Here is a 22,473-nt window from a genome sequence, read left to right on the forward strand (position 1 = left end):
TTAGCGCGAGGGTGACACCCTTGCGGATACTCTCAACGATTCCGTATTGCGGAAGTCATTTTCAGCATGTTGGATGGAACGACATTCGACGGCTGAAAGTGGGTCGCATGGCGGAGAAGTCGGGCGGCGTGCAGTCGGTGGAGCGCGCGTTCGAGTTGATGGAGCTGATCGGACGCGCGGGAGGAGAGTGCTCGCTGACGGAGTTGTCGGCGGAGTCTCCGTTACCGCCGCCGACCATCCACCGTCTCCTGCGCACGCTGGTCGGACTCGGCTACGTGCGGCAACTGCCCAATCGCCGCTATGCACTGGGGCCGAGGTTGATTCGGCTTGGTGAGGTGGCGAACCGTCAGTTGGGCGCGGTCGCCGGGCCGGTGCTGCAGTCGCTGGTCGACGAACTGTCGGAAACAGCGAGCCTCGCGGTGCTCGACGGTGACATGGTGATCTACACCGGGCAGGTTCCGTCGAAGGTGATGCGGGCCAACAACGAGGTCGGCAAGCGCGTCGGCCTGCACACGTCCGGTGTGGGCAAGGCCGTCCTGGGTGAACTCGACGATGCACGCATCCTCAAATTGGTTACGCAGTCCGGACTTCCGGCACCGACCGACAACAGTGCCTCGACCCTCTCCGCGGTGTTCGCGAACGTCGAGCGCGTGCGCGCCGACGGCTATGCGGTCGACGACGAGGAGTTGGAGGTCGGTGTTCGGTCCGTCGCAATGGCGGTACCGGGTGCTCCGACTCCGATGGCGATCGGCATCTCGGGTCCGTCGGCTCGTGTCAGCGACGAGTTCGTCGCTCGCGCCCTCCCTGCATTGACGAAGGCAACCGGCGTGATCTCCGAAGCCCTGATCGGGGCGAGGGAGGGGTAGGGCCGCCGTTACCGTGCGGCGTCGAGCGCCTTCTCGTCGATGCGAAAGCCCATGGCCTCCAGTTGGACTCGCATCAACTTCCTCTGGTGGGCAGCCGGCAGCCGCTTGGGGAACAGCTCGGCGTGCACCGACAATCCGTCGATGACGGCGATCAGCAGCTCGGCCACGTCGGCATCGGTCAGGTCGCTGTCGAGCCGTCCCGCTGCGCGGACGTCGGCGATCAAGGTGCGTATGCGCTTCAGCAGATCGTTGGCGGCGTCGCGTTGGAACTCCCGCGAGGCGGGGTTCGACACCGCGCGCGGCCAGAAGGTCATCTCCATCAGGGTTTCGACGCGGCGTTCGCGGTCCAAGGGGAGGTTCTGCATCAACATGGCCCACAGCCGGCCGAACTCGTCCTTGCCGCGCATGCTTTCCTCGACGCGGCCCATGAATTCCCGGTGCGTCTTCACGAGGATCGACTGCAGGATGTCGTCCTTGTCCTGGAAGTAGTGACTCAGGACCCCGTTGGAGTAGCCGGACTCGAGCGCAATCGCGCGGGTGGTGGTGTTGTCCAGCCCCACGCTGTCGATGACCCGGATCGCCGCACGCAGGATCTCCTCGCGGCGTTCGTCGTGATCGACGATCTTCGGCATCGGGTCCCCTCGGCTGTCCGGCTGTGAACGAGTGTAGGACCCGGGCCGGATGCTCCTCAGCTGCCGTAGGAAAGGCGCCGACTCTGCTCGGCTACGGCATCCAGATCGTCGTCGGTGAGGACCGCGGGTGTGCCGATGCTGCGTGCCGCCAGATAGACGTCGCACACCCACTCGATGAGGCAGGCGTGCTCGACGGCCTCGGCCAGCGATCCCGCGCTGCTGACCGCGCCGTGGTTGCGCATCAGCACGGTGCCGAAACCCCCTGCGACCGCAGCTCCCACCGCCTCGGCCAATTCGTCGGAGCCGAACAGGAAGTAGGGAATGGTCGGGATCCGGCCGCCCAGCCTCAGCAGGTTGTAGTGCACCAGGGGCATCTGGTCGCACACCAGCCCGACGGCGACGGAACTCCGCCCGTGGGTGTGGACGACGGCCTGGCCGGCCGAGCGCTCGTAGATTCCCAGGTGCAAGCCCGTCTCGGAGGACGGTCGGGAACCGACGAGGACGTCGCCGGCGTGGCTGACGACGGTGATGTCCTCCGCCGTTGCGGTCTCGAAGCGCATCCCCGCCCGGGTGATCAGGATCGTGTCCTCGGACCGCACGCTGACGTTGCCCGCGCCGGCCACGGCCATGCCCTGCGCCGCCAGGTCGCGACAGCGCGCCGCCACGTCACCGCGTAGCGCCTGCAGGTTGCTCACGAGCGGGGATACCGTGCCCGCAGCGCAGCGAAGGCGCCGTCCAGACCGGTGAGAGCCATGTCGAGGTCGCCGTCGGTCATCGCGGCCGAGACGAACCAGTTGTGCTTGGGGTGTACGTAGACCCCGCGAGCCTGTGCCTCCGCGCTGAATGCAATGGATAGCTCGTAGTCGGAGTCGTTGCCGAACAACAGGTTCGGCATCTGAGCGGGCCCGGTGTAGTGCACGTCGAATCCCCATCGCTCGGCGCTGGCGACGATGCCGGTGCGCAGGTGCTGCCCGAGGTCCCGCATCCGGGACACCGAGTCGCGGCGCGCCAGTTCGGTGAGCGTGGCCAAGCCGGCGGCCATGTCCACGGCTCCCATCCAGAACGAACCGGTGACGAAGATGCCACCGGCGGCGTCCCGGTATCGGTCGGTGCCGGTAACCGCGGCCAGCGGATATCCGTTCGCGATGGCCTTGCTCCAGGGCGTCAGATCCACTGGTACGCCGAGGGGTTCCCAGCTGCCGCCGTGGTGCAGCCGGAAGCCGGCGCGGACGTCGTCGAGGATGAGCGCCGCGCCGATCTCGTCGCAGTAGGCACGGACGTCCCGCGCGAAGGTCGGGTCGACGAATTCCTGGTCGTACCCGGCGTCGTGCCGGAAGGGGCTGACGATGATCGCGGCGACGTCGCCTGCCCGATCGCCGACGGCGGCGCGGATCGAGGCGACGTCGTTGAACTGGTACTGCAGCAGGTTGGCGCGGTCCGCGGCGGTGACGCCCGCGGGGAACGGGGTGCACCAGGGCGCGGCACCGTGATAGGCGCCCTCGGCGACGAGGATCATCGTGCGCCCGGTCTGGGCGCGTGCGATCGTGCAGCACATCGTGGTGGCGTCGGTGCCGTTCTTGGCGAACATGGCCCAGTCGGCGTCGGCAACGGTTTCCACGAAGGTCTCTGCCAGCTCCACCATGACGGGCGCGGGTCCGTTGAGGCAATCACCCTGTCGGCGTTGCTCTTCGGCGGCTGCATCGACCACCGGGTCACCGTGGCCGAGGATGACCGGGCCCCAGCTGCACATCAGGTCGACGTATTCGTTGCCGTCCACGTCCCACAGCCGGGCTCCGCGCGACCGCGCGATGAACTGGGGGATGGCCGGGAACGCGTTCATGTTCTCGTGGCCGTACATGCCGTTGGGCACGACGGCCTTGGCGCGGCGGCGCAGCTCGGTGTCGGCGCTGCGCTGACGTCGATCAGCGGTGACGTCGATGTCGGTGGTCACGGTGTTCTCCCTCTGGTGCAGTGAGTTTGGTCAGGCATCGAGCGCAGCCGTCTCGCGCGCGGCGAGTTGGGTGGCGATGCGGTGCCCCGCCTCGGGGTTCGATGCGGAGACGAGCGTGAGCACGCCGTCGAGGTCCTCGATGCCCGCATCGGATCCGAGCCCGGAGGCCACCAGTGCGCCACACGCGCAGCCGACGAGGGCGGCGTCCGCTGCGGTGCATCCGGCCAGCAGGCCGGTGATCATCCCCGCGTTGAAGGAGTCGCCGCATCCGGTGGTGTCGACCACGGTGGTCGGCAGAGCCGGAACCGAGACGGGGTCCGCGTCCGGCCGCACCAGCAGCGCACCGTGTTCGCCGACGGTGACGGCGACGGCACCCACCCCACGTTCCAACAGGATCCGCGCCGCGTCGACGAGGTCGTGGACGCCGGTGAGTCCGCGCAGCTGCTGATCGTTGGGCATGAACCAGTCGATCAGCGGCAACAGCGGACCGAGTAGTTCGAGCGTCTCGGGCCGCCCCGGGTAGAGCAGATCCACGAAGACCGGCATTTCTGCGGCCCGTACGGCGCGGAACAGGTCGACGCCGTCCGGATCCAGCAGTCGTGGTGTCGTTTCCGGGCCGCCGAAGAGCACCGCGTCTGCGGCGAGCAGGGTCGCGCCGTCCACGTCGGCGGACCGGAGCGACGCCATCGCACCGGGTACGTGGAGCGCGGGCCGTTCCCCGTTGGGTCGGATCGGCAGGATCGTCGACGCCGTCTTCTGCCCGGCCTTGGTGACCAGACCGGCGGTGTCGACGCCGAACTCCCGCAGCTGCGTGACGAGGAGTCGGCCGAGGACGTCGTCTCCGATGGCTGCGAACGACGAGACGGTGGCGCCGAGCTTCGCGAGGTCGACCGCCGCGCCGCCGCCGGTTCCGGCCACCGTGACCCGGATCTCGTCGAGGACGACGCTGCCCTGGCCCGCGGGGATCTCGGAGACCGGACGGCCGAGGACGTCGATGAGGTGCGGGCCGATCACCGCCACGGAACTCACGGCTGGGCTCGACTCTCGGCTGCCGGTGCGGGGTCGAAGTCGACGACGAGGTCGCGGCGACGGTGGTAAACGACGAACCCGATGACGAACGCCAACGGGATGCACCAGGGCAGCAGGTTGGGCAGCATGGCGTCGGTCCCCGTGAGCACCGAGTAGTTGGCGATGATCAGGCCCGTGGCCGTCAGCAGGCCGAGTGCGCCGATGGCGGGGGCGGTCATGGTCTTCCAGAGCCGTGGGTCCTTGCGCTTGCGGAAGAACACCACCACGGTGACGGCGACCGCGCCCTGCATGGCCACGATGCCCACCGTGAAGAGGCCTCCGAGGCTGGTGTAGACGCCAAGGTAGGGGTCGAGGCCGACGATCACGAACAGGGCCACCAGCGCGGCGGTCAGAACGGACAGCGCCTCGCTGGCACGCGCCGGCCCCCGGTATCGCGGGTGCAGGACGCCCAGGAATCTCGGCATGGTGCCCTGGGCGCCCATCGTCTGCAGGTAGCGGGTCGTCGCGTTGTGCAGCGCCACCAGCGATGCCAGGACGCTGGTGAGGAAGAAGATCTGCATCAGCGTCGTCAGCACGGTGCCACCTTGCTGACCCGAGAGGGTGAACAGGAGGTCGCCCTGCGCCTCCTCGGCCACGGGCACGATCTGATTCACGCCGACCGAGCCGACGATGAGCCAGACGGTGAGGAAGTAGAAGACCGAGATGACGCCGACGCACAGGTAGATGGCGCGCGGCACCGTCTTGCCGGGGTTACGCGCCTCGTTGGCGTAGATGACCGCGGATTCGATGCCGATGAACGAGGTGAACGCGATCATCAGCGCGGGGCCGACGCTACCGGAGAACACCTGCTTCGGGGAGAACACGTCCAGCGGGAAGGCCGAGAGCCCGCTGTGCGCGAGGATCAGGACGTCGAGCACGATCAGCATCGCGAACTCCGCGACGATCATCACGAGCAGGACCTTCGCGCTGAGGTCGGCGGCGTAGCGCCCGATCGTGCCGACGATGACCATGGCGACGATGGAGTAGAGCCACCAGGGCAGATCCAGGCCGTACGGCTGCGCGATCACGTCGGCGAAGTAGCCGGCGGCCGCGGTGATGGCGATCGTCCCCGACCCGTACGCCACGGTGGTCGCGTAGGCCGCGCCGAGACCGGCCCCGGGCCCGAATCCCGCGTGCACGTAGCGGGCGAATCCGCCTCCGCCGGGAACGGCCCGGTTGATCGCGACGTATCCCGCCGCGAAGCACGCGAGGACCAGACCCGCCACCAGGAAGATGATGGGAAGGCCGGCACCGTTGCCCAGGGTGAAGCCGATCGGCGTGTTGCCGATGACCGATCCCAGCGGCGCGGCACAGGCGATGACGAGGAGTGCGACCCGGCCGGTGCCGAGATTGGCCTTGAACCCGGTGGTGCCGGTGGCGGCCCCGGGATCTGCGGACGCCACGGGGGCGGCGTCCGGTGCGTGTGATGACATTCGTCTTCTCCCAGGCGATCTCGCGGGCTATTCGTGCCGGATGGCGGGATGCGCTCCGGCTCGTCGGTGACCTGGATCGCACGCTCTCCGGAACAGTAGACGGACGTCCGAAATAGAACAAGACCCGGCGGGACTGTTAACCGGATGGAAACTCGAGGCCGGTTCCGGGGCAGCGCGGGGCTATCGCGGAGGCAAGAGCGGAGGCATGCGTTGCCGGCGTGGCCTCAAGACCGTTTGTCTGCGTTCGTGATTCGATCGACGACCTCGAGGATCCCCTCGTCCGCTTCCAGCGGTTCCGGTTGGCCGCCCAGGGCGCGGTTGAGGGCGTTGTAGTAGAGCCCGTCGCCGATCAACTTCACGGCGCGTGCGACGTCGAGGTCTCCGAGCGCGTCGTGCAGGAGATCTAGCCAGGCCTCGGATGCGGCTTCGATGACGGCGCCAGCTCGGCCGTCGCCCGACTGTCGCAGCCGGGATACGGCGACCAGTGCGCGGTCCAGTGGCGTGTCGGCGTAGTGCGACGAGCGGACGTAGTAACGCGCCGGCCCTTCGTCCGCGGTGCGCATCGCCTCTGCGTCTTCCGATGCCAGAGCCGCCAAGCGTTCGCAGAGGCCGACGGCGAGCTGATCCTTCGAGGGGAAGTGGTAGAGCAGTCCGCCCTTGGATACCTCCGCGCGGGCCGCGACGGCTTCCAGGGTCGCATGACGCTCGCCTCCGGTGATCAGGAGGTCCGCGTACGCGTCGAGAATGCGATCCCGCGATGACGTCACACGCCCACCCTACGATGACGTCCACAGCTGTGTGTACCGTCTGGACGGTACAGTGCGACGAGCAGAGGACGGCGACGATGGGCACCTACCGGAACCTGCTGCGGGTGCCGGGTGTCCTGAACGTGACGGCCGCGCAGTTGTTCGCACGTCTTCCGCTGGGCATCCTGTCGCTGGCGATCCTGTTGCACGTTCAGGGTCTGACGGGGTCCTACGCGCTGGCCGGTGCCGTGGTGGCGAGTGTCGGCGTGGGGGAGGCCATCGCCATGCCGGTCACGGCGCGTCTTGCCGGGCGTCTCGGCGTGGCGCGTACCTTGGCGACTGCCAGCGTCGTGAATGCTACGGGCACACTCGCTTTGGCGTTCGTCGGGTCATCCGCCGGACTGCTGGTGGGGCTGGGATTGCTCACGGGTGCCTCGATGCCACCGCTGATGCCGGTCGTGCGAGCCCTGTACCCGAGGATGGTTCCCGGTGACGAGGTGCGGACGCTGTTCGCCCTCGACACCACGGCGCAGGAACTGATCTGGGTCGTCGGCCCCGTCGCGGCCACGGTCCTCGCCTCGGCCATCGCCACTACGTTCCCGTTGCTGCTCTGCGCCGCGGTAGTGCTGCTGGGCACGGCGTGGTTCCTCCTCGGCTCCCGTCGGCTTCATCCCGCCAGGGCGGTGAACGACACCAGGTTCGGCCGAATCCTGTTTCACCGGGCAGTCCTGCTGGCCGGCGTCGCCAGCCTCGCCCTGGTCGCGTCGTTCACCGCACTGGAGGTCGGCATCATCGCCGCGCTGGGCAGCAATGGCCTCGTCGCGGGCGCGGCGATCGCCTCGGCCAGCGTCGGTTCGCTGATCGGGGGACTTCTGCTCGGACACCGTCAGCTCGGACTCAGCGGCGTCGTCGCAGCGCTGGCAGCGGTTGGCCTGGGTGTCGCTCTCTACGGGGTCCTCGACAACCTCGTGCTGCAGTTCGTCGCACTGCTCGTGTCCGGCGTGGGTTTCGCGCCCGCCATGTCGGTCCTGCACCTGATGGTGTCCCGAGAGATCGGTCAAAACGTGGCCACGGAGGCGTTCGGCTGGTTGAGCAGCGCCGCAATCGTGGGCGGCTCCATCGGCACCGCCCTGGCCGGCGTCGCGACCGACGCCCATGGTGCACGCGGTGCCGTGATGGTGTCGGTCGGGTTGGCGGCGGTCGCCGCGATCAGCCCGCTGTTGGCGCGGGCATTTGGTCCGCTGCCCGGGCTGGCGAGGGTGCCGGAGACGACCGCTTGACGCCTTTGAGTAATGCCGAGGTCTGCGCTCAGCCGGTTCTGCGGTGATCGAGTAGTGCTGTGCCGCACCAATTCTGCTGATTGAGTTGGTCGAGCATCGCCATCTCGGCGGAACCCGCATTGCGCCGCATGCCGAGGAGAACGGGCTCGGTCAGGGAAGGCAGCAGCGGGCAGGTCAGTTCTTCGAAGCCTTCGGGTACGGCCGAGGCCGGAACCACGGTGACGCCCAGGCCCTGCGCCACCAGCCGCACCGCGGTGGAGATCTGCGATGCTCGGGCCACCGTGGGTGGACTGACGCCCGCATCGGCGAGCAGGCGGGCAAGGTACTCGTCGAGCAGGCTCGTGCGCCGGAACCGGACCCACCCCTCAGACGCCAGGTCCTCCAGGCGCAGGGCGACGCCGTCCGACAGGAGCCGGTGCCCTCTCGGCAGGACGGCGACGTAGGCTTCCTCGCCCAGACGGTGGGTGTCGAAGGCGCATCCAGTGGGGATGCTGTGCACGAGGACCATGTCCAAGGTTCCCTGACGAGCCAGTCGTTCCATGTCCGCGGGATCGGGCTCCTCGTAGAGAGTCACCTGCAGCTTCGGGTGGCGAATCCGCAGCTGCCCCAGCGCCTGGGGCAGCTGGCGTGCTCCCAGGCCCATGTGAACGGCGATGATGAGTTCGCCCGTCAGTTCCCCGTCTGCGGCGCGGGCGGCCGTGACGGCACGCCGGGACGCGGCCGTCGCTATCTCCGCCTCGGCGAGGAAGGCTCGCCCAGCCACCGTCACCGTGACTCCGCTGGGGGTGCGGGAGAACAGCTGCACCCCGAGGTGCTTCTCCAAGGCGCCGATCTGCTGTGAGAGCGAGGGCTGAGTGACACGCAGACGGTCCGCCGCCGCTGTCATGGAACCCTCCTCTGCGACCGCAAGGGCGTACTCGTATTGACGCAGGTTCATTCGAAGCCACCTCGATCGGCATAGGGCATGTCTATGCAGAGTATGCAATACCACTATTTGCGTCTATGTCAGCGTCGTCCTACCGTCGAATCCATGGAGCGCAGCACGGGCTGCCGGCAGGGGCCTGCACGATCTGGCTCGCTCCAAAACCCAATGGCAACAACGGAAACGATGGGACAGCGCATGAGTCGACCACTACGCATTGGAGTTCAACTGTGGCCTGGCGGGGCACCGGACTACCAGAGCTGGCGCAGTGCAGTGCTACACGCCGAAGACATCGGCGCCGACATGATCCTCGGCTACGACCACTTCCACAGACCAACCTTCGGCGAAATCGTCGACGGCATGCCCGTGCTGGACGAAGTCCAACCCGACGTCAACAACTTCGAGGGTTGGACGGCGCTGGCCACGTGGGGTGAGATCACCCACCGCGCCGAGATCGGGCTCCAGGTCAGTGGTATCGGGTACCGCAATCCCGACCTGCTCGCCGACATGGCCCGCACCGTCGATCACATCAGCGGGGGCCGGCTGATTCTCGGCCTAGGTGCCGGTTGGTACGAAAAGGACTACACCGTCTACGGATACGACTTCGGTACCTGAAAGACGCGTTTCGATCTGCTCGACGCAGGTCTGGACCGCATCGCGGCGCGCCTCGCGGTCCTCAAGCCCGCTCCGGTGCGCAAGATCCCCATCCTGATCGGCGGATCGGGTGTCAAGCGGACGCTGCCCGCGGTGGCTCGACACGCCGACATCTGGCACACGTACATCGGTCTCGACAAGTTCCACGATGCCAGTGCGCGCCTAGACGACCTGGCCGCCGCCGCAGGGCGCACCGGCACTGACATCGAGCGGTCCGTGGGTTGGGAAGACGCCAATAGCGCGAACGCCTTTCACGACGCCGGAGCGACGACGTTCACCACCGAGATTCACCCGACGCACGAGGGCTACGACTTCTCGGTCCTCAACGAGATGCTCGCCTGGCGCGACGCACAGCAGTGACCACACCGATTTAAGGAGAAACATGCGTCTCGAGAACAAAGTAGCCCTCGTGACCGGCGGGAGCGCGGGTCTCGGTCTGGCGATTGCTCAGAGATTCGGACGGGAAGGCGCCCACGTCTACATCACGGGGCGACGGGAAGCGGCGCTGGAAGCCGCAAGGGCTTCGATCGACGGTCATGTCACGGCTGTCGTCGCGGACGCGACGGTGTCGGATGATCTCGACGAGGTGGTCGAGAAAATCCTTCGGGAGAGCGGGCACCTCGACGTGATCGTCGCCAACGCCGGGAGCATCGAGCGGAAGAATCTCGGCGACGTCACCGAGGAACACATCGACCAGACATTCGACCTGAATGCCCGCGGCACGCTGTTCACGGTCCAAAAGGCGCTACCGCTCCTGAGAACGGGTGGCTCGATCATTCTGATGGGCTCGATCACGGCGTTCAAGGGGGATCCCGGGGCGGGGACGTACAGCGCGGCGAAGGCCGCCGTGCGTTCCTTCGCGCGCACGTGGGCAGCGGAGTTCGGCGACCGGGGCCTCCGGGTCAACGTGCTCAGCCCGGGGCCGATCGACACGCTCATCATCGACGGACAGGCCGAGTACTTCGGGCAAGACCCAGCCGCTCTCCGAACCCAGATGAGTGCTCTCGTACCGATGGGCCGCCTCGGGCGTCCCGAAGAAATAGCCAGCGGTGCCCTGTTCCTCGCCTCGGACGAAAGCAGTTTCATGACAGGCGCAGAACTCTGCATCGATGGCGGGATGGCTCAGGTGTAGCACTTGCGTCTAGCGCCACGGGGTGTTGGACGGTAACCGGGAATGACTCGTTCGCAGCGCGGCGACCGCCGCCCACGCGATCAGGACTTGACGATGAACCCGGCGTCGATCGTCAGAGTTGATGCGGTGATGTAGCGGTCGGATTCGCCGACGAGGTAGAGGATGGACCTGCTGACATCGATGGGTTCCATCCAGGGCACGGGCAAGATATGAGTGCGGGTGAACGCGTCTTGCGCGGATTCCCTGGTGGGCGTCGGGTTCTCGGGGTGGAAAAGGCCCAAGACGTAGGGGTTTTGGATCATGTTCGTTTCCACACACGTTGGGTTGGTGGCGCGCTGGCTCGATGACGGGGTCGTCCCACGCGGGGCAGTCGGCCAGGCTCCGGGTGAGCAGAAAGTGCGCGGCTATGACTGGCCGAGGCGATGGAGAACGGGCCGCACGCGCTCGGTAAACCAGGGTGCACAACTCGGTCACCGAACAGAGAGGGACCTGGGATACGCGGCTGCGCGAACTGGCGGTTGCCGGAAGCGACTGAGCGCTGCGGAACGCGCCTGACGCCACAACCATTGCCGAGCGCGCAGGCACGCCGAAGAATTCGAGCGGTGACCCTAACGGGCAGGGCTGACGCCGCGTTCGAAGGTCCGGATGATGAGAGGGGCGACGGTGTGCCGCGGCAGGGCCCCAGCTATGGCTTGTTCGCAGCCTCGCAGGATCAATGCGTAGAGCGCGTGCCAGATCCAGGTCGGGTCGAGATCTGGGTCGAATACGCCTTCGTGTTGTCCGCGTGCGATCAGATCGATCACCACCTGCTCGTTCGGGGACTGGGCCGGCGGGATGTCGCGGAGCACCGCTGGGTCGCCGAAGATGAAGACCAGCCGTTCACTGATGGAGACGCCGGCGGTGATGAATCGCCGCATCGCGTCGAGGGCGGGCCCGTCCTCGGTGGCGGCCTCGTCCACCGCTTCGATGAGCACGCGGATCGAGTCGAGGGTTGCCTCGTGGATCAGCGTCTCGCGGTCAGCGAAGTAGCGGTGCAGCGTGGTGCGGCCGACTCCGGCCACGGTCGCGATCTCGGGCATGGTGGCCGTTCGGTTCGCAGCCAGCGCGGAAGCGGTCGCAGCCAAGATCGCCGCTCGAGTTCGGGCTTGCACACCCGAAAGTTGCTTTGTCGAGGCAATCACGATGCGATCCTAACTCGACCCGGAATAGAACATTGACGTTCCGATATTGAACAACTAAGTTCATCTGAGGCGGCGGCGATCCCGGAGCTGCCGAAGACCGGACTTTGGTGCTCCGACACGATCCGAGCATCGTGCCTTCCCAAGGGAAGAGCGAAAGCGTTGTCTCTAGGAGGAATTGGCATGAACATCACATGGGACTGCGTCATCGTCGGTGGCGGGGCCGCGGGCTTGAGCGCGGGTCTGGTCCTGGGCCGGGCGCGGCGGCGCACGCTGCTCGTCGACGCGGGTCAGCAGAGCAACCGGGCCGCCCACGGCATCGGCGGGCTGCTAGGCCACGACGGCAGAGCGCCGGGCGAACTGTACAAGGCCGGGCGCCAAGAGATCTCCGCTTACCCGTCCGTCGAACTGCGGACCGGCGAGGTGGTGGCCGGCCAGCGTACCGGCGACGTGTTCGAACTGGAACTGTCTGACGGTCGGTACGAACGCGCGCGCACGGTGCTGCTGGCCACCGGAGTCGAGTACCGACCGCCCGCGCTGCCGGGTCTCGCGGAATTGTGGGGCCGGTCGGTGTTCCACTGCCCGTTCTGCCACGGCTGGGAGGTTCGCGACCAACCGTTGGCGGTGTTGGTGAACGGTATGCGGGCGGTGCAGCCGTCGCTACTGCTGACAGCCTGGAGCGACGACGTGGTGCTGCTGACGGGAGGGCCCGCGGATCTCGATGACGACACCCGATCCCGACTGGCGGCAGCACACATCCCCATCGACGAGCGGCCCATTGCCGAACTCGTCTCGACCGACGGCAAACTGCAAGCCATCGTCTTCACCGACGGCACTCGACTGGCGCGCAGCGGCCTGCTCGTCGCGACGACACTGCATCAGCGCTCACGGTTGGTCGAACAGCTCGGAGTGGGATTCGGTGAGCCGGGGCCCGCCGCAGCAAGTCCCATCGCCGTCGATGTCCTATGCCGGACCACAGTCCCCGGAGTCTTCGCGGCCGGCGACGACACGAGTGCGCAGATGACGCAGGTGGCCTCGGCGGTCGCGTTGGGTTCGCTCGCGGCCACGTCGATTGTGCAGAGTCTGTTGGCCGAGGATGTCGGCTTGCCTGTACCGGCATGGCCGGGACCACCACCGGCGACGGTCGGCTGACTGCATCTCGACGTGGGCCGTGACGCGTCAATCCGCGCCCTGATCGACGACGTGATCGGAGGCGGTGGCGAAACGGATCGTGGCGTGGGCCCAGTAGCCCCGACGCATGTGGTTCGGCAATCAACTATTGAGATTGAGGTCTCAATTGTGTAGGTTCAGGAACCTCGACCTGAGCCCGTGGAAAGGCAGCGCTGATGACGACCACGTCGGCCGACGGCCGTACTCAGCGCCGGCACCGCAACGCCGAACGCCTTTACGACGCGGCGTGTGAATTGCTCGCCACCACATCCTTCGACGAGCTTGCCGTCGAAGACATCTGTGCTCACGCGGGGGTCGCCCGCGCCACGTTCTTTCGCATCTTCGACAACAAAGCCGGGCTGCTTCGCGAGTTCAACCGTCGCCTGGCGCTGGACGCCGCGGACGGCGTCGCCGCCGCCGGTACCGCCGACATCGCCGAGACCTTGGAAGTCATCCGCCAGTCGATTTACCGAGCTTGGCTGGGAGCTGGGCCGGGCCTGATACGGATGGCCGCCGAGCATGCCCATAGCGCCCCGTCTTCGGACCCGCACGCCGCGCACCCCGAGCTGTTCACGTTGGTGTTAGAAGCCGTCACGGCAGCGATCGCGACGGGCGAGTTATCCGACGCGGTACCGGTGGATTTGGCTGCATCCCTGGCCCTGGTCCAGATGATCGCACCGATGACCTACGTGCTCTCCGGAAGCGACGTCGACATCGAGGCATTGTCCAAACTCCTGCTCCACCAGTGGTTGCGCGGCATGGCGCCGACCGGAATCGAGGACCGACGGTCATGACCACGTCTCGAGCGCGGCCTGTCCCCGCGAGAACTGCTGGCCCAGAGGGCACCACGGTCGCGAAGAAAACGTTCTGCTGCATCTGCGAAGCGTCCTGTGGACTGATCGCGACAGTTCAGGACGACCGGGTGATCTCGCTGGCACCCGATCCCGCCCACCCGTCCTCCCGGGGTTTCGCCTGCTCGAAGGGCGTGCAATTCCACGAGGTCGTCGCCGATCCCGACCGCGTCGTGCACCCCATGCAACGAATGCCCGACGGCTTGTTCGCACCACGGACGTGGGACCAGGCACTAGACGACATCGGGGCCCGCCTACGGGCAATCCGCAAAGCGCACGGCGCGCAGTCCATCGGCGTGGCCTACGGCAACCCGGTGGCGTGGAACTACGCGGGCAGCACGGCCATCGCCGGACTCGCCGAAGTCCTTGGCACGAAACATCGTTTCTCATCAGCCTCGGTGGACGTCAACAACTACTTCGTCGCTGCCGACATGCTCTACGGCAGCACCATGGTCAACCCGCTGCCTGACTACGCCCACACCGACTTCGCGTTACTGGTCGGCACCAACCCGGTGGTCTCGAAGGGCAGTCTGGTCACGACAGGACGCATCCGCGACACCCTGGTCGGCATCACTGCCCGCGGGGGGCGGGTGATCGTCCTGGACCCGCGCCGCACCGAAACGGCTCGGCTGTTCGAGCACGTGCCCATCCGCCCGAATGCCGATCCCTGGTTGTTGGGCGCCATGCTGCGAGTGCTGTTCGACGAGGAACTCATCGATGCCGAGGCGATCGCCAGGCAGACGGTAGGCGTCAATGCGTTGCGCGCGTTGGCCGGATCCTTCGACCTCGACCGCGCCGCGCGTGAAACCGGCGTCCCGGTCGAAACCATCACGTCACTGGCTCGCGATCTGGCTGCAGCCAGGAGTGCCAGCGTGCACGGCAGGTGCGGTGCCTCACTGGGGCAGTACTCGACGCTCACGAAGTTCCTCCTCGACGCGCTCTCCATCGTCACCGGTAATCTCGACCGGCGAGGCGGCATGGTGTTCGGGGACCCGATGGTCGACCTCGACGGCATCGGAGCCAAGACCGGCGCGTTCGGCCGCAACCGATGGCGCACCCGCGTCCACGACATCGGAGAGGTCAACGGCACGGCGCCGCTGGCATGTGTGGCAGCAGAGATCACCACGCCCGGCGAGGGGCGGCTACGCGCCTTGATCGGGTTGTCGTCCAACATCGTGACCAGCTCACCAGGCGCTGCCCACACTGCCGCCGCACTGGACGAACTCGACCTGATGGTGTGGCTGGACCCGTACGTCACCGAGACCAGTCGGCATGCGCACTGGATCCTTCCGCCGGCACTCTGGCTGGAACGCGAAGAGATGCCCATCTTCACCCAGGGCCAGTCCCTCATACCCAACGCGCAGTGGGTCGCGCCCGTGGTTCCACCGCGCGCAGATGCCCGCTCCGACGCCTGGATCGTCGATCAGCTGGCACGCCGTCTGGGCATCCTGGCCTTGGCGGTGCCCGGCGGTCAGCTGTTGGCGAAGCTCGGGCTCCGCATCAAGCCGCACCACGTCATCGATCTCACGCTGAGAATCGGAAAGCACGGCGACCTGTTCGGTCTGCGACCCAGGGGATTGAGCCGCAAGAAACTGATGGCGACCCAGGGCGCGGTGAAACTGGCCGACGACTGCGCGGTAGGTGTGTTCGCCAAGAAGATCTTTCACGACGACCATCGAGTGCATCTGGATCAGCCGGACATGGCCGCCGAGACACGACGACTGATCGCTTCGACCGACGATGCCCGATACCCGATGCGTCTTTTCAGTATTCGGACGCTGCGGTCACACAACACGTGGTTGCACAACGTACCCAGACTGATGACCGGCGGCGAGCGACGATGCCACGCCGTGATGTCCTGCTCCGATGCGGTCGCGGCGGGTGTGCACGACCGTGACCCGCTGACCATCACATCCCAGTGGGGCCAGATCACGGTTCCGGTGATCGTGAGCGATGAAGTCATGGAGGGAACGGTCGGTCTGACCCACGGATTCGGTCACGGTGGGGGATGGCGACGCGCCGTCGCTGCCGGCGGTGCGAACTACAACGTGCTCACGCCCGACGACCCGAGTTACATCGATCAACCTTCGGGCAATGCGTTCCTCAACGGCATCCCCGTTCGCGTCGAACCAGGGAGCGCGCCGTGACGTATGTGATCACGCAGAACTGCTGCAACGACGCCAGTTGCGTACAAGCATGCCCCGTCGGATGCATCCACCCCACGCCGGAGGAACCGGGCTACCTCGCCGCGGAAATGCTCTACATCGACCCCGACGCGTGCATCGATTGCGCCGCCTGCGTCGACGCATGCCCGGTGAATGCCGTGTACGCCGAAGACGAGCTGCCCCAGGACCTCCGGGCGTACCTCGCCATCAACGCCGACTACTACAAAGACAATCCGGTAGAGCACCGGCCCGTGTCGATCCCCGATCCGCCACCGCTGCCGGCGTCGGACCAGCCGCTGCGCGTGGCCATTGTGGGCGCGGGCCCGAGTGGGTTCTATGCCGCGGCTGAGCTGTTTGCCAATGGCGTGCGCCACGTGGAGGTGTCGATGTTCGAACGGCTGCCCGTTCCCTTCGGACTGGTCCGCCACGGTGTGGCACCCGATCATCAACACACCAAGGAGATCGACCAGCTGTTTCGCCGTGTCGCAGCACATCGCGATTTCGCCACGTTCTACAACGTCGACATCGGCACGCACGTGACCCATGCCGATCTCAGCGCCCACCACCACGCCGTGATCTACACCAGCGGAGCCGCGCACGCTCGCCCTCTCGGAATCCCCGGCGAGGACTTGCCCGGCAGCCACTCGGCGACGGATTTCGTCGCTTGGTACAACGGCCATCCCGACTTTGCCGATGCATCGTTCGATCTGTCGGGTGAGCGCGCCGTCGTCGTGGGCAACGGTAACGTCGCCCTCGACGTGGCCAGGGTGTTGTTGCAGGATCCGGAGAGGTTGGCCCGAACCGACATCGCCGATCATGCGATCGCTGCGTTGCGCGAGAGCAACATTCGCGAGGTCGTCCTGCTCGGCCGCCGTGACTCCACCCACGCCGCGTACACCACGCCCGAACTGCTCGGCTTCGCGGCGCTCGACGGTATCGACATCGTGGTCGAATCCGGTGACAGCCAGGCCGGCCCGCCCGCAGAGGACTTCGTCGGACGCTGGAAAGCCCGCGCCCTCGACGACGTTGTTCGCGTAGGGCAGCGCCAGGCCACCTCGAACAGGCGCCTGGTACTGCGATTCCTGGTGTCCCCGGTGGCCATCGTGGGAACCGATCGGGTCGAGGCCGTCGACATAGCGCGCAACCGGATGGTCGTCGACGGCGACGGCAACGCGGTTGCCGAGGCCACGGAACACGTCGAGACCATTGATACGGGTCTGCTGTTGCGGTCCATCGGCTACCGCGGCCAAGCGCTGGTGGACCTGCCCTTCGACGCCAGGACCGGGACGTTGCCCAACCGGGATGGACGCGTCATCGACCCGGCGACCGGCGCCGTGTTGCGCGGCACCTACACCGCCGGCTGGATCAAGCGTGGCCCCTCCGGAGTCATCGGCACCAACCGTGCCGACGCCGCAAGCACCGTCGAGGCAGTGCTCGATGATTACCGCCGGGGCCGGCTCGACACGCCAACCGGGACCGCCGCGGAACTGGTCGACCTCGTCGCAGTGCGCCAACCCCAACGCGTCGACCGCGCGCGCTGGCAGCAGATCGACGAACAGGAAACCGCGCGGGGCCGCGCGCAAGACCGGCCCCGCGTCAAGTTCACCAGCACCGACGACATGCTGGTGACCGCGCAAACTCGCGGCGGCGCTACCTCGAGTACGCAGACTGGCGAATGACGAACTCTGCTGTATCGAACGGTGATTCGGCCCCGCCGGTCACTGCTTCGCCGCGGCAGCGAGAGAAGGCCCGTCGGATTCTCAGCGACAACCGCACAGCCGCAGCACCGTAGCGAGCGCGTCGAGCGCCGGTTTGGCGACGTCCTGCATGGTGCCGGTCGACATCAAGGCGAAGGTCAGTGCGCGGCCATCGACGTCGACGACGTATCCGGCGAGGGCGTTCACGTTGTCCAACGTGCCGGTCTTGGCGCGGACCCAGCCGGCCCCGGGTGAGGGGGCCACGAACCGGTCCCATAGCGTTCCGCTTCCGCCCCCGACGGCGAGGTCGTCCACCATTGCGCGCAGCTTCTCGGACTGCTCACCGGTGCCCGTGGCCGCGGTGACGACGTCGTCGACGACCCGGGCGGGGATCCGGTCGTCGGTCGACAGACCGCTGAGGTCAGACAGGTCCAGCCCGTCGAGGTCGACGCCCGCTTCGACGAGTACGTCGGTCACCGCCTCGACGGCCCCGTCGAACGTCGCGGGCTTGCCTCTGACGAGCGCGACCTCCCGCGCGATGGTCTCCGCGGTGACGTCGTCGGAGAGCACCATCATCTGATGCAGGCGCACGCTGAGCGGTGCCGACCACACGGTCGCAACGGGACTGGCACCCGGCGGTGCCTGGCCGGCCGTCACCGCCGACGGGTCGACCCCGAGCCGGTCGGCCAGCGCGCGGCCGGTGTCGAGTGCAGGTGTGGCGGTGCGGGGGGAGTACGTGACCAACGGTTGTCTGCGGCCGCCGTCGAGCATCACCGGCTCGATCGGGGCGATGCTGCCGCCCTCGATGTCGACGGGGTTCCATCCGCGGGCCATGGTGGGCCCGGGGAACAGCGCGGTGTCGACCACGACGCTCTGCGCGGAGACGCCCGATGCGAGTACCTGCTCAGCGAGGTCGTCGAGGCGCGGGGCATCGACGTAGTAGCCGGTTTCGCCCACGGGCTGGGCCGTGAGGGTCGGGTCACCGCCGCCCACGAGCACGACCTGGCCCGGGACGGAGCCGGGCACCACCGTGGTCGCCACGCGGTGTGCGGGTGACAGCGCCAGCAGCGCGGCCGCCGCAGTGAGCACCTTCGTCACCGAACCGGGCGTCTGCGGCAGGTCCGGGTTCTGCTGCCACAGTACGTCACCGGTGGTCGCGTCGGCGACGCGACCGGTCAGTAGGCCGAGATCGGGGTTCGCCAGAGTGGGCGCCAACGCCGCAGCCAGACCGGCCGAGGTGGGTATGGGGGCGTCGGGGGAGAGCGTCGCGAACGGGGCTGCGGCGGCTGGCGACGGCCGGGGATCGGACGTCACGGCCTCGCCTGCGCCGAAGTAGTCGCCGCGTGTGACGGCGACCGCGCCGACGGTCGAGGCGGCCAATACGACGACGACGGCAGCGATGACAGTCGCTCGCCGCCGTGTGGTCACGCCCGATTGTCGACTACGCGACTCGTCGTGGGCAAACCAACGACACCGTCACTTGGTGCCGAACATGCGGTCACCCGCGTCGCCCATGCCCGGCACGATGTATCCGTGCTCGTCGAGTTCACGGTCGACTGCGGCGGTGTAGATGGGGACGTCCGGGTGTTCGGCGTGCAACGCGGCGATGCCCTCGGGGCACGCCAGCAGGCACACGAACTTGATAGACTTGGGTCCGGACTCCTTGAGTCGCTCGACGGCGGCGACAGCGGAGTGTCCGGTTGCGAGCATCGGATCCACGACCACGACGTCGCGCTCGTCGAGGTCGGTGGGCAGCTTGAAGTAGTACTCGACGGCGATCAGCGTCTTCGGGTCGCGGTACAGGCCGATGTGCCCGACCCGAGCGCCGGGTACCACCGCCAGCATCCCGTCGAGGATGCCGCTGCCCGCCCGCAGGATCGACACGAACACCAGCTTCTTGCCGTCGATGGCCTTGCCGCGTGTCACCTCCAGCGGCGTCTCGACCTCGACCTCGTGCATCGGGATGTCCCGCAGCACCTCGTAGGCCATCAGCATCGACACCTCGTGCAGGAGTTCGCGGAAGCTCTTCGTACTGGCGTCCTTTCGGCGCATCAACGTCAGCTTGTGCTGCACCAGCGGGTGGTCCACCAGATGCACCTCGGTCATCAGAACACCGTCCCGTCGCTGTCGATGGTCAGAGGCGGCAGGCCGCCGCGCAACTGCTGGGCCAGAATTCGGCCGGTCGCCCACGTGCCACCCTCCAGCACGCAGGCCAGGGGGACGTCGACACCCAGTTCGCCGCGAACGAGGTCGGCGAGTTCGTCGAGCAGGGCGACGGTGAGCGCGCGCCATTCGACGACGAGTTCGTCGCCAGCCGACCACGTGCGCGAAGCCCATTCCGGATCGCGCAGAGCGAGCACGCCAGTGTCGAGAAGTAGTCCTCCGTTGCGGTATTCGGGCAAGCCGGTCAGTGCGTCGAGACCGTCGACGGTGACCCCGGCCCACTGGAACGGCTCGAGGAGTGAGTAGGTGAGCCACTGGGAGAGCTTGTGGAACGGCACCCAGCCTGCCGTGAGCCCCGGCCCCGGGACCGCGTCGTGGCGCCAGCAGTCGCCGAGTGCGACACCGTCGATCGCGTTGGCCGCTGGCCAGATGTTCGACAGCGACGACAGGAGCGCGGTGAGGATGGCGTGCGCGGCGACGTGACCGTCTGCTCCGACGAGGGCACCCGCCATGCCACCCGGGCGCGCCGGGCTGCCGAAGACGTCCGGTCGGTCGGCCAACGCGTCGCCGAGGCGGCGGAGCACCTCGACACGGCCGTCGAGCCCGACGAGCGGATTCGACGCGTCGGCCTGGAATGCCTTGCCGATGTCGTCGACGCGCAGGGCGCGCAGTCCGTCGGCGTCCGCGCGCAGCGGGTGCGACGGGTCGCTCGAGAACACACCCGCGGTGAAGGCGTGAAAGCTGGCGACGCCCAGCCCCTCCGAGCGCGAATACCGGTCGCCGCCGACCTCGCGGTAGTGCCAGTCCGGTCCGGCGCCGGCGTCGAGGAGCACGCTGACGACGGCCAGGTCGACCATCGCCCGCAGCCGCTCGCCCGACTCGGGCAGTGCGTCGTCGAGGATCGCCTTGCGGTCGACGTCACCCGCCTCGAAGTGGCGCCAGCGACTGTGGAACGGCACCGCCAGGTCGGGGTACCGGGTGCGCGTCGTCTCCGCCACGAGCGTGGCGGCGCCGGGCATCTCGTCGTCGTCGACGGTGAACCAGGGCGATTCGTCGGCACGCGCACGCGCCAGCAGCCAGGAGGCGCGCTCGCGAACGGCCGCGGTGGATCGCAGCGCGGTCGCCGCAGACTCCGGGCTGCTCACGGGTTGGGCACGTCGAGTGGGTCCAGCGCGCCGAGTGCGTCCAGCGCATCGAGCCGCCGGCCCTTGGCCTTCTTGAGTTCGTCGGCGTCGGGTACCGGGCCAGGGGTGAAGTACCCGGCGGCCGTCTTGGCGTCGATCTCCACTCGCGCGTCGGGCGGGACCAGTTCGTCGGGGATGTTCACGCGCTCGCCGACGTCGATGCCGGACCCGGTGATGGCGTCGTACTTCATGTTGCTCATCGAGACCAGACGGTGGATCTTGCGGATGCCGAGCCAGTGCAGGACGTCGGGCATGAGTTCCTGAAAGCGCATGTCCTGCACGCCCGCAACGCATTCGGTGCGGGCGAAGTACTGGTCTGCGGTGTCGCCGCCGGCCTGGCGCTTGCGCGCGTTGTACACCAGGAACTTCGTCACCTCGCCGAGTGCGCGACCCTCCTTGCGCGAGTACGCGACGAGGCCGACGCCTCCGCGCTGTGCGCCGAGGATGCACTCCTCGATGGCGTGAGTCAGATAGGGCCGACACGTGCAGATGTCGGAACCGAATACGTCGGAGCCGTTGCACTCGTCGTGCACGCGTGCCGTCAGTTCCACGGCGGGGTCTGCGAGATCGGCGGCATCGCCGAACACGTAGAGCGTCTGGCCACCCACCGGCGGCAGGAACACGTCGAGATCCGAGCGCGTGACGAGTTCGGGGTACATGCCGCCCGTCTCCTCGAACAGCGCACGGCGCAGATCGGCCTCGGTGCAGCCGAAGCGGCGTGCGACGCCGGGCAGGTACCACACCGGCTCGATCGCCGCCTTGGTCACCAAGGCGGCGCCGCTGGCGAGCAGGAATCGGCCGTCCGGCCGCAGTCGGCCGCGTGCGATCGCGTCGGCGATCTCGGGGAGGATCACGTGCGCCTTGGTGACGGCGATCGTCGGCCGGATGTCGTAGCCCGCGGCGATCTCGTCGGCGAAGACGTCGACGACCGTGCCGCCCCAGGGGTCCAGGCTGACGATGGCCTCGGGGTCGCTCCACTGCGGGTGGGGCCCGATCACGTCGGTGGGCGAGGTGTTGGTCAGATCGGCGCGGTGCTCCCGCGACAGCGAACCCGCCGCGACGGCCAGGGCGCGGTACACGCCGTAGGAGCCGCTGTGGGTGCCGACCACGTTCCGGTGCCCGCGGGTGGTGGTGGTGCCCACGACGGGGCCGCGTTCGGCAGCGGTGGCGGCACCCCAGGTGATCGGCATGGCGGCGTGGCCACCACTGTGCGAGGTCAACCGGATGTGGCCGGCGGAGCGGGCAGGTGGTCGCACGGGTGTCACGTCAGCCGCCATCGTGCCTCCTGTGGGGAAAGTCGCCAGCTTAGCGACTCGTCGTCGTCACCGCCGGTCGACTACGTTGGCCGGGATGTCCAGCGCCCGGAGTTCTCGGTCGTTTC

Annotated in this window: 19 protein-coding genes and 1 pseudogene; 8 read left to right on the top strand and 12 right to left on the bottom strand. The window is 67.7% G+C overall.

What is annotated here, in order from left to right:
- Window positions 1-107: 107 nt before the first annotated feature.
- Window positions 108-866 (top strand): IclR family transcriptional regulator, encoded by a 759-nt coding sequence (locus G6N61_RS03085; protein WP_163924563.1) that lies wholly within the window; start codon window positions 108-110, stop codon window positions 864-866.
- An 8-nt stretch (window positions 867-874) separates the two neighbouring features.
- Here G6N61_RS03085 and G6N61_RS03090 read toward each other — a convergent pair whose 3' ends face one another.
- The 6 genes from G6N61_RS03090 to G6N61_RS03115 form a co-directional block, all read right to left on the bottom strand.
- A complete protein-coding gene (locus tag G6N61_RS03090; protein WP_163917203.1) occupies window positions 875-1,498 on the bottom strand; it encodes a TetR/AcrR family transcriptional regulator in 624 nt (207 codons plus the stop codon).
- 56 nt (window positions 1,499-1,554) lie between these two features.
- Complete coding sequence (locus G6N61_RS03095; protein WP_235887384.1) at window positions 1,555-2,193, bottom strand: class II aldolase/adducin family protein; 639 nt, start codon at window positions 2,191-2,193, stop codon at window positions 1,555-1,557.
- Complete coding sequence (locus tag G6N61_RS03100; protein WP_235887385.1) at window positions 2,190-3,449, bottom strand: aminotransferase class III-fold pyridoxal phosphate-dependent enzyme; 1,260 nt, start codon at window positions 3,447-3,449, stop codon at window positions 2,190-2,192. The genes G6N61_RS03095 and G6N61_RS03100 overlap by 4 nt, the downstream gene beginning before the upstream one ends.
- Before the next feature lie 30 nt (window positions 3,450-3,479).
- On the bottom strand, window positions 3,480-4,478 hold the full coding sequence (locus G6N61_RS03105; protein ID WP_198339323.1) for a carbohydrate kinase family protein: 999 nt from the start codon (window positions 4,476-4,478) through the stop codon (window positions 3,480-3,482).
- Window positions 4,475-5,950 (bottom strand): APC family permease, encoded by a 1,476-nt coding sequence (locus G6N61_RS03110; protein ID WP_163917204.1) that lies wholly within the window; start codon window positions 5,948-5,950, stop codon window positions 4,475-4,477. Before G6N61_RS03110 ends, G6N61_RS03105 begins: the two co-directional genes overlap by 4 nt.
- Window positions 5,951-6,174: 224 nt before the next feature.
- A complete protein-coding gene (locus G6N61_RS03115; protein WP_163917205.1) occupies window positions 6,175-6,717 on the bottom strand; it encodes a TetR/AcrR family transcriptional regulator in 543 nt (180 codons plus the stop codon).
- A 77-nt stretch (window positions 6,718-6,794) separates the two neighbouring features.
- Between G6N61_RS03115 and G6N61_RS03120 the strand changes: the two genes are divergently transcribed.
- Window positions 6,795-7,976 (top strand): MFS transporter, encoded by a 1,182-nt coding sequence (locus tag G6N61_RS03120; protein WP_163917206.1) that lies wholly within the window; start codon window positions 6,795-6,797, stop codon window positions 7,974-7,976.
- A gap of 28 nt (window positions 7,977-8,004) precedes the next feature.
- Here the strand turns inward: G6N61_RS03120 and G6N61_RS03125 are convergent, their stop codons facing one another.
- Window positions 8,005-8,913 carry a LysR family transcriptional regulator gene (locus G6N61_RS03125; protein WP_163917207.1) on the bottom strand — a complete coding sequence of 303 codons (909 nt, stop codon included), beginning with the start codon at window positions 8,911-8,913 and terminating at the stop codon, window positions 8,005-8,007.
- A gap of 183 nt (window positions 8,914-9,096) precedes the next feature.
- Between G6N61_RS03125 and G6N61_RS30745 the strand changes: the two are divergent.
- Window positions 9,097-9,912 (top strand): annotated as a pseudogene (locus G6N61_RS30745) (LLM class F420-dependent oxidoreductase).
- Between the two features lie 22 nt (window positions 9,913-9,934).
- Window positions 9,935-10,684 carry an SDR family NAD(P)-dependent oxidoreductase gene (locus tag G6N61_RS03140; protein WP_163917210.1) on the top strand — a complete coding sequence of 250 codons (750 nt, stop codon included), beginning with the start codon at window positions 9,935-9,937 and terminating at the stop codon, window positions 10,682-10,684.
- A 608-nt stretch (window positions 10,685-11,292) separates the two neighbouring features.
- On the opposite strand, the gene G6N61_RS03145 is transcribed toward G6N61_RS03140, so the two are convergent.
- Entirely contained in the window at window positions 11,293-11,865 is a 573-nt protein-coding gene (locus G6N61_RS03145) for a TetR/AcrR family transcriptional regulator (RefSeq protein WP_179973557.1), read from the bottom strand.
- 180 nt (window positions 11,866-12,045) lie between these two features.
- Here G6N61_RS03145 and G6N61_RS03150 point away from each other — a divergent pair, with 180 nt between their 5' ends.
- The 4 genes from G6N61_RS03150 (at window position 12,046) to G6N61_RS03165 (ending at window position 17,727) form a co-directional block, all read left to right on the top strand.
- Window positions 12,046-13,014, top strand: coding sequence for an NAD(P)/FAD-dependent oxidoreductase (locus tag G6N61_RS03150; RefSeq protein WP_163917211.1), 969 nt, complete (start codon window positions 12,046-12,048; stop codon window positions 13,012-13,014).
- A 194-nt stretch (window positions 13,015-13,208) separates the two neighbouring features.
- The gene (locus G6N61_RS03155; RefSeq protein ID WP_163917212.1) at window positions 13,209-13,826 is read left to right on the top strand and encodes a TetR/AcrR family transcriptional regulator; all 618 of its coding nucleotides are present in this window, start codon (window positions 13,209-13,211) and stop codon (window positions 13,824-13,826) included.
- Window positions 13,823-16,030, top strand: a complete 2,208-nt coding sequence (locus G6N61_RS03160; protein ID WP_163917213.1) for a molybdopterin-containing oxidoreductase family protein — start codon at window positions 13,823-13,825, stop codon at window positions 16,028-16,030. The genes G6N61_RS03155 and G6N61_RS03160 overlap by 4 nt, the downstream gene beginning before the upstream one ends.
- Complete coding sequence (locus G6N61_RS03165) at window positions 16,027-17,727, top strand: FAD-dependent oxidoreductase (protein ID WP_163917214.1); 1,701 nt, start codon at window positions 16,027-16,029, stop codon at window positions 17,725-17,727. The genes G6N61_RS03160 and G6N61_RS03165 overlap by 4 nt, the downstream gene beginning before the upstream one ends.
- Window positions 17,728-17,808: 81 nt before the next feature.
- On the opposite strand, the gene dacB is transcribed toward G6N61_RS03165, so the two are convergent.
- The 4 genes from dacB to G6N61_RS03185 are packed head-to-tail and all read right to left on the bottom strand — an operon-like array spanning window position 17,809 to window position 22,369.
- Window positions 17,809-19,173 carry a D-alanyl-D-alanine carboxypeptidase/D-alanyl-D-alanine endopeptidase gene (gene dacB, locus G6N61_RS03170; RefSeq protein WP_163917215.1) on the bottom strand — a complete coding sequence of 455 codons (1,365 nt, stop codon included), beginning with the start codon at window positions 19,171-19,173 and terminating at the stop codon, window positions 17,809-17,811.
- A gap of 48 nt (window positions 19,174-19,221) precedes the next feature.
- Window positions 19,222-19,851, bottom strand: coding sequence for a uracil phosphoribosyltransferase (gene upp / locus G6N61_RS03175; protein WP_163917216.1), 630 nt, complete (start codon window positions 19,849-19,851; stop codon window positions 19,222-19,224).
- Entirely contained in the window at window positions 19,851-21,053 is a 1,203-nt protein-coding gene (locus G6N61_RS03180) for a URC4/urg3 family protein (protein ID WP_163917217.1), read from the bottom strand. Before G6N61_RS03180 ends, upp begins: the two co-directional genes overlap by 1 nt.
- A complete protein-coding gene (locus G6N61_RS03185) occupies window positions 21,050-22,369 on the bottom strand; it encodes a GTP cyclohydrolase II (RefSeq protein ID WP_163917218.1) in 1,320 nt (439 codons plus the stop codon). The genes G6N61_RS03180 and G6N61_RS03185 overlap by 4 nt, the downstream gene beginning before the upstream one ends.
- Between the last annotated feature and the right edge of the window lie 104 nt (window positions 22,370-22,473).

It is taken from the genome of Mycolicibacterium arabiense (assembly GCF_010731815.2).
Lineage (GTDB): Bacteria > Actinomycetota > Actinomycetes > Mycobacteriales > Mycobacteriaceae > Mycobacterium > Mycobacterium arabiense.

What these genes read in the sequence shown, in the direction of transcription:
- G6N61_RS03110 (WP_163917204.1), bottom strand. Translation starts at nt 5,950, where the DNA reads ATGTCATCACACGCACCGGACGCCGCCCCCGTGGCGTCCGCAGATCCC.
- G6N61_RS03185 (WP_163917218.1), bottom strand. Translation starts at nt 22,369, where the DNA reads ATGGCGGCTGACGTGACACCCGTGCGACCACCTGCCCGCTCCGCCGGC.
- G6N61_RS03155 (WP_163917212.1), top strand. Translation starts at nt 13,209, where the DNA reads ATGACGACCACGTCGGCCGACGGCCGTACTCAGCGCCGGCACCGCAAC.
- G6N61_RS03125 (WP_163917207.1), bottom strand. Translation starts at nt 8,913, where the DNA reads ATGAACCTGCGTCAATACGAGTACGCCCTTGCGGTCGCAGAGGAGGGT.
- G6N61_RS03120 (WP_163917206.1), top strand. Translation starts at nt 6,795, where the DNA reads ATGGGCACCTACCGGAACCTGCTGCGGGTGCCGGGTGTCCTGAACGTG.
- G6N61_RS03085 (WP_163924563.1), top strand. Translation starts at nt 108, where the DNA reads ATGGCGGAGAAGTCGGGCGGCGTGCAGTCGGTGGAGCGCGCGTTCGAG.
- upp (WP_163917216.1), bottom strand. Translation starts at nt 19,851, where the DNA reads ATGACCGAGGTGCATCTGGTGGACCACCCGCTGGTGCAGCACAAGCTG.
- G6N61_RS03160 (WP_163917213.1), top strand. Translation starts at nt 13,823, where the DNA reads ATGACCACGTCTCGAGCGCGGCCTGTCCCCGCGAGAACTGCTGGCCCA.
- G6N61_RS03140 (WP_163917210.1), top strand. Translation starts at nt 9,935, where the DNA reads ATGCGTCTCGAGAACAAAGTAGCCCTCGTGACCGGCGGGAGCGCGGGT.
- G6N61_RS03150 (WP_163917211.1), top strand. Translation starts at nt 12,046, where the DNA reads ATGAACATCACATGGGACTGCGTCATCGTCGGTGGCGGGGCCGCGGGC.
- G6N61_RS03090 (WP_163917203.1), bottom strand. Translation starts at nt 1,498, where the DNA reads ATGCCGAAGATCGTCGATCACGACGAACGCCGCGAGGAGATCCTGCGT.